Below are 12,448 nucleotides of genomic sequence, written 5' to 3' on the forward strand. Positions count from 1 at the left end.
CCTTCTCTGCTGCGTTGGTCGCGCCTGGAGGCCAAGCGCGATGCGGTTAGACGCCCAAGCGGGCAATCGCCTCCACCAGGCGCGCCTGGAGCTTTTCCAGTTCGGCCGGCTCGGCCTTGTGCGCCGCATGAATACCCAATCCCTCACCGGCATAGCGCGGGACGATGTGCACGTGGATGTGAAACACCGTCTGCCCCGCCGGGGCACCGTTGAACTGGGCGATCTGCACGCCGTCGGGTTGCAACTCGTCGGCGATCACCCGGGTGAGCTTCTGCACCACCGTCATCACCTTGCACAACGCCTCGGTATCCACGTCGAGGAGATTGCAGGCGGCAGAGCGCTTCGGAATCACCAGGGCATGGCCATACGACTGCGGGAACAGGTCGAGAAAGGCGAGTACGTCGTCATCTTCGTAGAGCCTGTAGCAAGGCGCATCGCCGCGAATGATCTGGGCGAAGATGTTTTGCGGATCGTAGGCAGTGGTCAGGGACACGTGGAGCGCTCCGTGGCAGGGTGGGAGCACGAACCATAGCCGGCGCCGCGGCGCCGGGCCAGACCTATCCGGCTCCGGAACGACCCGATTCGCGGCGGCACCGGAACGATGCCGGACGGCGAGCGCTCTCAACTTCACATCCACACGAACCGAGGTTGCTTCCATGCGCGTCCATCGTTCCCCGCTCGCCGCTGCCGTCGCCCTGTGCTTGTTCTCGCTGGGCAGCCAGGCGGCCGATTTCAAGCCTGACCAATTGCTCAAGCAGGCCGAAGCCGAGCAGAAGCCTTACCTGGAAACCGTCAAAACGCTGGTGTCCGTCGACACCGGCACAGGCCTGGAGAAGGGTCTGGCGTCGGTCAGCCAGATGCTGGTCAAGCGTCTCGAAGCCCTGGGCGCGCAGGTTACCACCACCCCCGCGACGCCATCGGCAGGCGACAACATCGTCGGCACCTTCAAGGGCAAGGGGAGCAAGGACTTCCTGCTGATGGTGCACTACGACACGGTCTTCGGCGAAGGCACCGCCTCGAAGCGTCCGTTTCGGGTGGACGAGCAGCGCGCCTATGGTCCCGGCGTTGCCGACGCAAAGGGCGGCGTGGCGATGATTCTGCACGCGCTGGAGCTGCTCAAGCGCGAGGGCTTCGACGACTACGGCAGCATCACGGTGCTGTTCAACCCGGACGAGGAAATGGGCTCGTCCGGCTCGAAGAAGATCATCGCCGAGCTGGCGCGCAAGCAAGACTATGTCTTCTCCTACGAGCCGCCAGACAAGGATGCGGTGACCACCGCCACCAACGGCATCAACGCGGTGATGCTCGAGGTGAAGGGCAAGTCCTCACATGCCGGCTCGGCGCCGGAAGAAGGCCGCAACGCCGTCATGGAGCTGGCTCACCAACTGGTACAGCTGCGCGACCTGGGTGATCCGAGCAAGGGCACCACGGTCAACTGGACCATGATCGAGGGCGGCGAGAAGCGCAACATCATTCCTGCCAGCGCCAAGGCGGAGGCGGACATGCGTTACTCCGACCTCAGCGAATACGACCGGGTGCTGGCCGATGCCAAGCGCATCATTCAAAAGCAACTGGTCGACGACACCACGGTGGAGGTGCGAATCGACAAAGGGCGCCCGCCGTTGGCGAAGAATCCCGGCTCCGAAGCCTTGGCCGAGACGGCGCAGAAACTCTATGGCGAGATCGGCAAGGATATCGAGCCCATCGCCATGCGCTTCGGCACCGATGCCGGTTACGCCTACGTCCCCGACAGCGCCACGCCAGCGGTGCTGGAGACCATGGGCGTGGTCGGCGCCGGCCTGCATTCGGACGATGAATACCTGGAGCTCGACAGCATCGCGCCGCGCCTGTACCTGACCGTGGCGATGATCAAGGCCCTGTCCGCTGCCCAATAGCACGCCAGCGAAGGCATCCGGCGGGGGGCGACGGAGACGGCACCTCGCCGGAGCGATGACCACAGCGCCGCGCACCCGCTATCCTCACCCTCTGGTTCATCTTGCGGAGACGCCCATGCACGACCTGTCCAAGTTCCCCATCACCCAGAAATGGCCAGCCAGCTACCCGGATCGGCTGCAGCTGTATTCGCTGCCCACCCCCAACGGGGTGAAGGTATCGATCATGCTGGAGGAGACCGGCCTGCCCTACGAGGCCCATCTGGTGAATTTCGAAAGCAATGACCAGCTCTCCGAAGAATTCCTCTCACTGAACCCGAACAACAAGATTCCCGCCATTCTCGACCCCGACGGCCCGGGCGGCGAGCCGCTGGCGCTCTTCGAGTCGGGGGCGATTCTGCTGTATCTGGCCGACAAGACCGGCCAGTTCATGCCCGAGAACACTGCGGCGCGCTATGAAACGATCCAGTGGCTGATGTTCCAGATGGGTGGCATCGGGCCAATGTTCGGCCAACTGGGTTTCTTCAATAAGTTTGCCGGCAAGGACTACGAGGACAAACGCCCACGCGATCGTTACGTCGCGGAAAGCCAGCGCCTGCTGGGCGTGCTGGACAAGCGTCTGGAAGGCCGCGAATGGATCATGGGCGGGCGCTACAGCATCGCTGATATCGCCACCTTCCCGTGGGTGCGCAACCTGGTGGGCTTCTACGAGGCACGTGATCTGGTGGAGTTCGAGCGCTTCGTCAACGTGCAGCGGGCACTCGACGCCTTCGTCGCGCGGCCGGCGGTGGCCAAGGGATTGAATATTCCACCACGCGGTTGATGCCGAGTCTGGTTTCGTCGGGGTCGGGGTCGGCCCGAAACGCAGTCGCCTGGCCGCGATCAATCATCGAACCTGACGGCAGGGCAGGCACAGCGCCCCTGCCCTGCTCTGCCGGCGCAGAGCGCGATTCACGCCGTGCCGGCACCTGCCCGAGCAAATCCGGCAAACAGCCTGGCCGGCTCCGTACAAAACGGCCGCACTCAGAAAAAAATTCCAGCGCCTGTCGATTGCATCGGCTGCGAATCGACCATTGAACAGAGCCAGCGGACTGCTGCATGCCCGACTAGGCTGTTATCCGTTCGATGAAGGAGCCAGACGATGCGATTCATAGTGATGATCAAGGCCAACGCGCAGACCGAAGCGGGCGAGATGCCCAGCGAGGAAGTGCTCGCGGCCATGGGCCAGTACAACGAAGAACTGGTGAATGCCGGCGTCATGCTCGGTGGCGAAGGGTTGCACCCCAGCAGCCGCGGCGCGCGGGTGCGCTTCAGCCAAGGGCGGACATCGGTGGTCGATGGTCCCTTTGCCGAGACCCGCGAATTGATCGCCGGCTACTGGATATTCCAGACCGACTCGCTGCAGCAGACCATCGACTGGGTGAAGCGCTGCCCGGCGTCGGCTATCGGCGACTCGGAGATCGAGATCCGCCAGATCTTCGAAGCCGAGGACTTCGGCGCGGAGTTCACCCCCGAACTGCGCGAGCAGGAAGAACGCCTGCGCGAACGACTCGCCCACTAACCCGAACAGGAGACGCGACATGAAGATAACCCCCTACCTGACGTTCGACGGCCACGCTCGCGAGGCCTTCACGCTCTATCAGAACGTGCTGGGCGGTACGCTGGAAATGATGACCTTCGCCCAGGCGCCTGAAGCGGAGCACTTTCCCGCCGAGCACCGTGAGCGAATCATGCATGTGTGCCTGAATCTGGGCGACTACCAGCTGATGGCCTCCGACACCATGCCTGGCGACACCTGCGGCGCCGGCCCCTACGAGGGCATCAAAGGTTGCTCGATCTCGCTGCATCCGGCCAGTATCGCCGAGTCCGAGCGGCTGTTTGCGGGCTTATCCGAGGGCGGACAGGTGGTGATGCCGCTGGACAAGACCTTCTGGGCCGAACGTTTCGGCATGTTCGTCGACCGCTTCGGGGTGTCCTGGATGATCAACTGCGAGCACGACTCGCCGGCCTGACACCCGGTCCGCTTCGGGCCGACGCGGCAGCCGAATCGCTCAGCCAGCGGCGCGGTCGTGGTCCGCACGGATGCTGTCGGGCCGCTCGCCTGCCGCCTCGTCCAGCAACGCCTGTACCGCCTGGGCATCGACTGCGCGACTGAAGTAGTAGCCCTGGCCGAAATGACAGCCCGCGCGATGGAGCCACTCCAGCTGACCGACGTTCTCGATCCCCTCGGCGATGGCCGGCATGGCCAGGCCATCGCTGAGGTGGATCATCGAACGCACGATCTTGCCGTCCTTGTCGTTGTCGCACATGGCGCTGATGAACTCGCGATCGATCTTCAGCTTGTCGAAGCTGAAGCGACTGATCTGCGCCAGGCTCGAATACCCCGTTCCGAAGTCGTCGATGACGATGAGGATGCCCAGTGCCCGCAGGGTATCGAGGTGTTTGCGGGCCAGGGGTATGTCCTTGACGATCGCCGTCTCGGTGACTTCCACCTCCAGCCGCTGCGGCGGGAAACCGACCCGATCGAGGATGGTCATGATCCGCTCCGGGAGATCGATATCCTGCAGGTCGTGCGCGCTGAGGTTGAATGACAGCTGCAGGTGCGCCGGCCAAGCGAGCGCATCGGTGCAGGCGACCTCCAGCAAGGTCGACGTCAGTTCACGGATCAGCCCGCTCTGCTCGGCCGCGGGAATGAATTGCACCGGCGAGATTTCGCCATGCACCGGATGGTGCAACCGTGCCAGCGCCTCGAAGCCCACCACCCGCTGATCGGCCAGGTTGACGATGGGTTGATAGACGGTGCGCAGGTAGCCATTGTCGAGCGCCTCGCGCACCAGCTGGGCGGCGCGCGATTGCTCCTCGAGGTGCTGGTCGGTGGTGTTGTCGAAGAACCGGATCACCTTCTTGCCGCCGTGCTTTCCCTGGTACAGCGCCAGATCGGCGCGGCGCATCAGCTCATCGAGCGCCTGGCCATCCTGCGGGAACTGCGCCACACCATAGGTCGAATGCACCACCAGCCGCACCGAGTCGAGAACGACCGGCTGGGAAATGATGCTCGCCAGCTGCTCGATCAGTTGCAGGGCGGCCGCGGGCGTCTTGGTCGAACGCAGCACCATGGCGAATTCGTCGCCGCCCAGCCGGCAGGCGAAATCGCCTTCGGGCAAGGCGATACGCAGGCGCTGGGCGATGGTCTGCAGCAACTGGTCGCCGATCGCGTGGCCATGCACGTCGTTCACCGCCTTGAAGCCGTCCAGGTCGAACAGGACGACGAAGAATGGCTCATCGAGGCGTGGCAAGCCGCCCGCGAAACTCAGCTCCAGGCCGCGTCGGTTGGGCAGCGTCGTCAGCGAGTCGTGGGTGGCGAGCAGGTGCGCAGCCAGCTCGGCCTGCTTGCGGCTGCGGATTTCCTTCTTCAGCTCGATCACGCGGCGCGCGCCGAACGCGAAGCCGCACCAGCCGATCACCAGCAACGCCATGAAGAACTCATCGGCCTCCCAGCTCTCGTGGGCGGCGTGGAAGCGGCTGATCATTTCGTAGAGTTCGACTTCAATGAACAGCCCCAGCGCGGCGATGCCGATGGCTGCGATCACGAGCAGGTCGATAGTCCCCTGGCTTAGGCGAAACAGGCGAAAGGTGAGATTGTCGAGCATGTTCCAAACTACCTGGAAGCAGCCGAATGGGCTGACGAATTCATTTCGCTAGCTATCGACATACCGGACGGGAGCTTGACGACCGCCCATCAGGCGAAACGGTGACCCGCCGGTCACTCTAGCCGCGAAACACCTGCCGGTAGTGACGCGGTGACACGCCGAAGGCCTTGCTGAAGTGTTGACGCAGCGAGGCGGTGGAGCCGAATCCGGCCAGCGAGGCGATGCTGTCGACGGGCTGGTCGGTGCCTTCCAGCAACCGTTGGCTGAGCGCCAGCCGCTCAGCCAGCAGCCAGTTGCCAACGGTGGTGCCGGTGTGCTGGCGAAAATGCCGGGTAAAGGTGCGCCGGCTCATTGCTACCCGCTCGGCCAGGCTGTCCAGCGTGTGCGGAAGGTGCAGGCTGGCTCGCGTCCAATCGAGCAGCTCACCCAGGCGGGTATCGCGTCGCCGGACCGGCAGGGGTTGCTCGATGAACTGCGCCTGTCCGCCCTGGCGGTGCGGCGACATGACCAAGCGCCTCGCCACACGGTTGGCCACCACCGCGCCCCAATGCTTGCGCAGCAGATACAGGCAACAGTCCAGGGCCGCCGCCGTGCCTGCCGAGGTGAGCAGGTTGTGATCGTCCAGATAGAGCACGTCGGCATCGACCCGCACCGCTGGATAGTGCGCGCTGAAATGCTCGACGCAGGCCCAGTGCGTGGTGGCACGACGGCCATCGAGCAAGCCGGTCGCCGCCAGCACGTAAGCACCCAGGCAGAGACCGACTAGGGTCGCCCCGCGTGCATGAGCGGCCACCAGTGCATCGAGCAGAACGGCTGGCGGCGGGTCATTGCCGTGGCGCCAGCTCGGCACGATGATCGTCTGCGCCTGTTCCAGCGCTTCCAGCCCGTGCATGACGTGCAGGGCGAAGCCAGCGGTGGTGCGCAAGGGACCGGGTGCGGCGGCGCATACCTCGACGACGTAACCCAGATCCTGCGAGCCTTCTCCGGCGAACACCAGGCACGGCACAGAGAGGTGGAACGGGCTGATCTGGTCGAAGGCGACCACGGCGATGCGATGCGGCTGCATGTCGGCTCCAGACGCGGTGAGTTGGCCCGATCTTAGCGCAAGATGTCATTCGGGCCACTCACCGATGCGCGCCGGCCACGACACAATCGATGTCCATCCCACCCGCAGAGGACAGTCTGATGAACCCACCCAAACGCGCCCTGATCGTCATCGACGTGCAGAACGAATACGTCACCGGCAACCTGCGCATCGAGTACCCCAACGTGCAGCGGTCACTCGGCAATATCGCCCGCGCCATGGATGCGGCCCACGCCGCCGGCATTCCGATCGTGGTAGTCCAGCACCTGGCGGCGGAGACCTCGCCGCTGTTCGCGCGTGGCAGCCAGCAGGCCGACCTGCACCCGACAGTCGCCCATCGCCCTTTCGATCACCTGGTGCAGAAGTCCCTGGCCAGCGCCCTGACCAATACCGGCCTCGCTGCCTGGTTGCGCGATCGGCAGGTCGACACCCTGACGGTGGTCGGCTACATGACGCACAACTGCGACACGTCGACCGTGCTCCAGGCGCACCACGAGGGCTGGCGGGTCGAACTGCTGCACGACGCCAGTGGTTCGCTGCCCTACGAGAACGCGGCCGGCAGGGCCAGCGCCGAGGAGATCCATCGGGCCTTTACCGTGGTGATGAATACCGGCTTCGCCGCGGTGGTCAGCACGGACCACTGGCTGGAAGCGCTACGCGACGGTCAATGCCTGATGCCGGATAACATCTATCAATCCAACCAGCGCGCCTTGCAGGTCTGAAGCGCGTTGCCACCCGCCCGCCGGGTCGCGGCGGGCTCGGCAATCAGCGGTCCGCCAGGGCGAGAGACTCGAGCAAGGCACGCATGTCCTGCCAGTGTGTGCCTTCCCAGAAGAGCCGCCCACATCAATCGCACCCGAGGAATCGCTGATGACGCGCCTGCACCCTGGGTGGCAGGCGGTCGAGCACTGTGGCCTTGTCGACCGGTTGCAACGGCGCGTTGCAGGTCATGCACAGGCTGAACGGGCGGGCATGGGCGGCCAGATCGAGGCGGTGATAGAGCTCACGTAGCTGCTTCTGTGGTCTGACGGCCTGCACATAGCAGCCGTGCAGCACCCTCCGGTGCATCAACAGGGCGCGGTCGCGGGTCAGCAGCACCCGCTGTTCACGGTTGGCCAGCTCTGCCATGGCGGCATCTTCGAAGTGGTTGTCGTACAGCGTGTCGAAACCGGCCATGCGCAGCAGCCTCGCCAGGCCGCCGAGGTGGGCATCGGCGACGAAGCGCGGCGGGCCGGGCGGCAACGCCTGCAAGGCGCTCAGTGAACTGACGTCCAGCTGTTCGAACTTGGGATAGACGGCCACCCGATCGCCATCGACGATGGCTCTCTCGAGGCTGGCCGGCTGACCATTGACCAGCACCAGCGCGACCTCGGTATGTGGCACGCCGAGGGCTTCGATCATGTGCTTGGTAGTGGCGGCCCGCGCACAGCGGCAATCGAAGGATTGCCCGCGGCATTCGACCGAAAGGAAGTGATTGAGCCTGGCGTAGAAGCGGAAGGTGGCGGTCGTCATTGCAGATACGGCAACGCCGATCGCGACGAGTCCATGACGGAACGCGCGCAGCGTCGCGCCTCCAAAGGGCTGCGGTCAGATCAGCTTATAGCCGATCATCGCCAACATCACCGCCATGCAAGGACGCAGTACCGCATCCGGCACACGACCGGACAGGTTGCTGCCCAGGTAGATGCCCGGCAAGGAGCCCACCAGCAAATAGGCCAGAATGGTCCAGTCCATGTTGCCCATGCCGGCATGACCGAGGCCGGCGACCAGCGTCAGCGGCACGGCATGAGCGATTTCGGTGCCCACCAGCCGGCGGGTGGTAAGCAGCGGGTAGAGGAAAAACAGCGCCACGGTGCCCAGCGCACCGGCACCGATGGAGGTCAGGGTCACCATCGCCCCGAGCACCAGCCCGACCACCACGGTCAGCGCATCCAGGCCACGAGGCGAGAGCCGCGGGGTGGGCCCGGACAGGCGCGAGGCGAACGCCAGCAGGCGCTTCTTGAACAGGACCGCCAACGCGGTGAGCACCAGAACGACACCCAGCGATTGCTTGATGACCGCGTTGAGGGCCTCCTGATCGCCGTGCAGTCCCTTGAGGACCCACAGCATCAACGCCGCCGCCGGCAAGCTGCCGGCAGCGAGGTAGCCGGTGATACGCCAGTCGATATTGCGTTGCTTCTGGTGCACCCAGACGCCACCGGCCTTGGTGATGGCCGCATAGAGCAGATCGGTGCCGACGGCGGCAGCGGGATTGACGCCGAACCACAGCAGAATCGGCGTCATCAACGAACCGCCGCCCACTCCGGTCATGCCGACGATGAATCCGACCACCAGGCCTGCTATTACAAAGCCAAGAACACCAAACTCCATCATGCGATCCTGATAAAGGGCCAACGACCGTATCGAAGGCGGCCAGCATAACGGTATGAGTTAGCTATTCTTAATATAAGTTTGTGCTTTCTTAGTAGCTTAAAAGAATAAGCAGTCGAACCGCGGCGGATCGGCTATCCACGGCTTTCAGTTGCGACGTTCTGACTCGCTGTCCAGACAAACCAGGAGCGCTTGCGTGGACCTGATATTCCTCGGCACCTCATCCGGCACCCCGACCCGGGCCCGCAACGTCTCCGGTCTCGGGTTGCTCGAAGACAGCGGCAAGGGCTGGTACCTGGTCGACTGCGGCGAAGGCACCCAGCATCAGCTGTTGCGTACACCGCTAACACTGCACGGGCTGCGCGCGATCTTCATCACCCACGTGCACGGCGATCACTGCTATGGCCTGCCTGGGTTGCTCGCCAGCGCCGGTATGGCGCGGCGCGAGCAGCCGCTGGAGATCATTGCGCCCGCTGCGATCGAAGGATGGGTACGCGCCACGCTTGAAATGAGCCAGAGCGGGCTGCCTTACGAATTGCATTTCCACGCCGTCGAAAACCTGCACGCTTGGCGCAATGCGCAGGTGCAGGTCGAAGCCACTGCCCTCTCCCACCGTGTGCCGAGCTGGGGCTACCGCTTCACCGAAGCCCGCCCGGACCCACGCCTGGACGTGGAGCGGCTCGATCGCGACGGCATCCCGCGCGGTCCACTTTGGGGCGCGCTGATGCACGGCAACGATGTCGAACTGGCCGGACGCACCCTGCGTAGCGAGGACTATCTACTGCTGACTCGCGCGCCACGGCGCATTGTCGTCGGCGGCGACAACGACCGCCCGGAACTGCTGCGCGACGCTTGCCAGGGTGCGCAGTTGCTGATTCATGAAGCCACCTACACGCAAACGATCGCAGAGGCCGGCAAGGCCGAGTTCGGCCATAGCACTGCCGCGCAGGTCGCCGCGTTCGCCGCCGACGTCGGCGCTCCGAATCTTGTGCTGACGCATTTCAGCGCTCGCTACCAGAACAGCCCTGGGCGCGGTCACTCGATCGAGGACATTCGAACGGAGGCGACCCGCCACTACGACGGGCAATTGATACTGGCCGAGGATCTGCTGCATCTGAGACTCGACAAGACCGGACAGGTGCAGAGAGTGGATCGCGTCGCCGGCAGCCATGCTCGGTCGTCGGCTCCGGGCTCGGCTTCGCTCAAGCCGCCACCGGCATGACAAACAAATGAACGCTAATGATAACTCGTATCATTTACATTCAATTTACATACCGCTATTGTCGCCTCCCTTTCCCTGGAGGATGACACCGTGCCATCAAACGCAACCCGCCTATTGCCGTTGCTTACCGCTCTGGCGACCCCCGTCGTTTATGCCCAGCCCACTTCACCGATCGAGCTCCCAGGCTCGTCGGTGACCGGCACCCGCGAGGAAGCCGGCTACAAACCCGAGCAGAGCAAGGCTGCACTGAAGATCGATGCGCCGCTGCGTGATGTTCCGCAATCGATCAACGTGGTGCCACAGAGCGTGCTCAGAGACCAGGGTGCCGACTCGCTGGAAGACGCGCTGAAGAATGTTCCGGGCATCGGGCTGAGCAACGGCGACGGGCAACGCGATCAGGTCACCATCCGCGGCTTCAGCGCGATCGGCGACCAGTACATCGATGGCATTCGTGACGACGCGCTGTACTTCCGCGACCTGTCGAACATCGAGCGCGTCGAGGTGATCAAAGGGCCGGCGGCGGTTCTCTACGGCCGCGGTTCCTCGGGCGGGCTGATCAACAGCGTGACGAAGAAGCCAACCTTCGCACCGGAACAGGAAGTCGGCGTCAGCTTCGACAGCGAAGGCAAACGCCGCACCCAGTTCGATGCCGGCTGGGCCGACCAGCAAACCCAGGACAAGGCGTTTCGCGTGACCGGCGCGCTGGAAGACAGCGACACCTTCCGCGAAGACAGCTTTCTGGAGCGCAAAGCGCTCGCCCCGTCCGCCTACTTCCGCCTTTCCGACGATCTGGAAGTCAACATCGGCGCGTCGTACCTCTACGACAAGCGTCTGATCGACTTCGGTATTCCGGCACTCAATGGCCGGCCCGTCGATGTCGATCGCGACAAGCGCTTCGGCTCGGCCAACGCTAGTCAGGATTACACCCGAAGCGAAGTCTTCTCGCTGACCGCCGGCATCGACTACCAGATCAATGACGCCTTCACGCTGAGCAACACCAGCCGCTACTACCACTACGATCTGGATCGTAACAACACCCTGGCGCACACCGATGCCAACCGCTTCGTCACGGCGCCGGACGGCACGCTGTTGGTCAAGCTCAAGCGCGGCAACGTCCAGCGCAAGGAAGACGGTTGGTTCAACCAGACCGAGCTCAAGCAGAACGCGGTCGTTGCCGGCATGAACCATCAATTGCTCTACGGCGTCGAGTTTGGCCGCCAGGAAAAGGACCAGCAGTTCTACAACCAGGACGATGTCGCGCGGGTGCCGGTGTATGGCGACACGCTGCTGCCGGTGCCGTCCCAGGCCAATCGAAAGACCGGCGATGGCCTCAATACCCAGGACACCACAGGCCTCTACATCCAGGACCTGATCGAACTGTCGCCCCACTGGAAAGCGCTGCTGGGCGTGCGCTACGACGAGTTCAACCAGTCCTTCCGCGACGACCTCAATGGCAAGGCCGAACTGGAGCGTACTGATTACACTCTCAGCCCGCGCGCAGGCCTGGTCTGGCAGCCGGATGACGTGCAGTCCTACTACCTGTCGGTCAGCCGCTCCTACCAGCCATCGGGCGAAATGTTCCAGGTCAGCGCGACCAACGTCGAACTGAAGCCGGAGGAAACCACGAACTACGAGATCGGCGCCAAGTGGAACCTGCTGCAGGATCGCCTCACGCTGACCGCCGCGATCTTCCGTCTCGAGCGCACCGAGATCAAGACCACCGACCCGATCAACCCGGCCAAGCTGGTACTCGCAGGCGAGCAGCGCACCGACGGATTCGAAACCACCTTCATGGGCCAGGTCACGGACAAGTGGCAGCTCTATGGCGGCTACGCCTTCCTCGACGCCGAGATCACCAAGTCGAACAGCAAGACCAACGGTGTCGACAACGAAGGCCAGGTGCCGACCCTTACCCCGCGTCACAGCGCCAACCTCTGGGCCGTGCGCACGCTGGCACCGGAATGGCGTGTCGGCATGGGTGCGAACTATGTGGGCAGCCGATACACCGCGCTGGATAACGACACCGAGATGCCTGGCTATACCACGGTCGACGCCGCGCTGTTCTACGAGCAGCCGAAGTGGGATGCCGCACTGCGCCTGTTCAACGTCTTCGACAAGGAGTACTACGCTTCGGCCCACGGCTCGGTCGATCTGATCACCCCCGGCGCGCCGCGCACCCTCGAGCTGAGCGCGAACTACCGGTTCTGATCCCGAATCGCTCGCAACAAGC

At 64.0% G+C, this 12,448-nt stretch carries 11 protein-coding genes and 1 pseudogene; 7 read left to right on the forward strand and 5 right to left on the reverse strand.

Features of this window, described 5'->3' with window-relative positions:
• Positions 1–46: 46 nt before the first annotated feature.
• Positions 47–493 (reverse strand): HIT family protein, encoded by a 447-nt coding sequence (locus KVO92_RS07300; RefSeq protein WP_217474934.1) that lies wholly within the window; start codon positions 491–493, stop codon positions 47–49.
• A 163-nt stretch (positions 494–656) separates the two neighbouring features.
• On the opposite strand from KVO92_RS07300, the gene KVO92_RS07305 reads away from it, so the two are divergent.
• The 4 genes from KVO92_RS07305 (at position 657) to KVO92_RS07320 (ending at position 3,904) form a co-directional block, all read left to right on the forward strand.
• Positions 657–1,895 (forward strand): M20/M25/M40 family metallo-hydrolase, encoded by a 1,239-nt coding sequence (locus KVO92_RS07305; RefSeq protein ID WP_217474935.1) that lies wholly within the window; start codon positions 657–659, stop codon positions 1,893–1,895.
• A gap of 115 nt (positions 1,896–2,010) precedes the next feature.
• Positions 2,011–2,715 carry a glutathione S-transferase N-terminal domain-containing protein gene (locus KVO92_RS07310; RefSeq protein WP_217474936.1) on the forward strand — a complete coding sequence of 235 codons (705 nt, stop codon included), beginning with the start codon at positions 2,011–2,013 and terminating at the stop codon, positions 2,713–2,715.
• A 318-nt stretch (positions 2,716–3,033) separates the two neighbouring features.
• Entirely contained in the window at positions 3,034–3,453 is a 420-nt protein-coding gene (locus KVO92_RS07315; protein WP_217474937.1) for a YciI family protein, read from the forward strand.
• A gap of 19 nt (positions 3,454–3,472) precedes the next feature.
• The gene (locus KVO92_RS07320; RefSeq protein WP_217474938.1) at positions 3,473–3,904 is read left to right on the forward strand and encodes a VOC family protein; all 432 of its coding nucleotides are present in this window, start codon (positions 3,473–3,475) and stop codon (positions 3,902–3,904) included.
• A 39-nt stretch (positions 3,905–3,943) separates the two neighbouring features.
• Here KVO92_RS07320 and KVO92_RS07325 read toward each other — a convergent pair whose 3' ends face one another.
• Positions 3,944–5,542 (reverse strand): putative bifunctional diguanylate cyclase/phosphodiesterase, encoded by a 1,599-nt coding sequence (locus KVO92_RS07325; RefSeq protein ID WP_217474939.1) that lies wholly within the window; start codon positions 5,540–5,542, stop codon positions 3,944–3,946.
• A 118-nt stretch (positions 5,543–5,660) separates the two neighbouring features.
• Entirely contained in the window at positions 5,661–6,608 is a 948-nt protein-coding gene (locus KVO92_RS07330; protein WP_217474940.1) for a helix-turn-helix domain-containing protein, read from the reverse strand.
• Positions 6,609–6,727: 119 nt separating this feature from the next.
• Between KVO92_RS07330 and KVO92_RS07335 the strand changes: the two genes are divergently transcribed.
• Positions 6,728–7,348: a cysteine hydrolase family protein gene (locus KVO92_RS07335; protein ID WP_217474941.1), complete on the forward strand. Its 621-nt coding sequence runs from the start codon at positions 6,728–6,730 to the stop codon at positions 7,346–7,348.
• A gap of 43 nt (positions 7,349–7,391) precedes the next feature.
• On the opposite strand, the pseudogene KVO92_RS07340 reads toward KVO92_RS07335, so the two are convergent.
• Together KVO92_RS07340 and KVO92_RS07345 are read right to left on the reverse strand one after the other, a co-directional pair.
• Positions 7,392–8,138, reverse strand: a pseudogene (locus tag KVO92_RS07340) (Mut7-C RNAse domain-containing protein).
• A 75-nt stretch (positions 8,139–8,213) separates the two neighbouring features.
• Complete coding sequence (locus KVO92_RS07345) at positions 8,214–8,996, reverse strand: sulfite exporter TauE/SafE family protein (RefSeq protein WP_217474943.1); 783 nt, start codon at positions 8,994–8,996, stop codon at positions 8,214–8,216.
• A gap of 196 nt (positions 8,997–9,192) precedes the next feature.
• Between KVO92_RS07345 and KVO92_RS07350 the strand changes: the two genes are divergently transcribed.
• Together KVO92_RS07350 and KVO92_RS07355 are read left to right on the forward strand one after the other, a co-directional pair.
• Positions 9,193–10,218: a ribonuclease Z gene (locus tag KVO92_RS07350; RefSeq protein ID WP_217474944.1), complete on the forward strand. Its 1,026-nt coding sequence runs from the start codon at positions 9,193–9,195 to the stop codon at positions 10,216–10,218.
• 90 nt (positions 10,219–10,308) lie between these two features.
• Positions 10,309–12,426 (forward strand): TonB-dependent receptor, encoded by a 2,118-nt coding sequence (locus KVO92_RS07355; RefSeq protein WP_217474945.1) that lies wholly within the window; start codon positions 10,309–10,311, stop codon positions 12,424–12,426.
• Positions 12,427–12,448 lie beyond the last annotated feature (22 nt).

Origin of the sequence: Stutzerimonas stutzeri, assembly GCF_019090095.1 — a bacterium.
Classification (GTDB): domain Bacteria; phylum Pseudomonadota; class Gammaproteobacteria; order Pseudomonadales; family Pseudomonadaceae; genus Stutzerimonas; species Stutzerimonas stutzeri_AN.

What these genes read in the sequence shown, in the direction of transcription:
- KVO92_RS07325 (WP_217474939.1), bottom strand. Translation starts at nt 5,542, where the DNA reads ATGCTCGACAATCTCACCTTTCGCCTGTTTCGCCTAAGCCAGGGGACT.
- KVO92_RS07335 (WP_217474941.1), top strand. Translation starts at nt 6,728, where the DNA reads ATGAACCCACCCAAACGCGCCCTGATCGTCATCGACGTGCAGAACGAA.
- KVO92_RS07310 (WP_217474936.1), top strand. Translation starts at nt 2,011, where the DNA reads ATGCACGACCTGTCCAAGTTCCCCATCACCCAGAAATGGCCAGCCAGC.
- KVO92_RS07320 (WP_217474938.1), top strand. Translation starts at nt 3,473, where the DNA reads ATGAAGATAACCCCCTACCTGACGTTCGACGGCCACGCTCGCGAGGCC.
- KVO92_RS07330 (WP_217474940.1), bottom strand. Translation starts at nt 6,608, where the DNA reads ATGCAGCCGCATCGCATCGCCGTGGTCGCCTTCGACCAGATCAGCCCG.
- KVO92_RS07345 (WP_217474943.1), bottom strand. Translation starts at nt 8,996, where the DNA reads ATGGAGTTTGGTGTTCTTGGCTTTGTAATAGCAGGCCTGGTGGTCGGA.
- KVO92_RS07315 (WP_217474937.1), top strand. Translation starts at nt 3,034, where the DNA reads ATGCGATTCATAGTGATGATCAAGGCCAACGCGCAGACCGAAGCGGGC.
- KVO92_RS07305 (WP_217474935.1), top strand. Translation starts at nt 657, where the DNA reads ATGCGCGTCCATCGTTCCCCGCTCGCCGCTGCCGTCGCCCTGTGCTTG.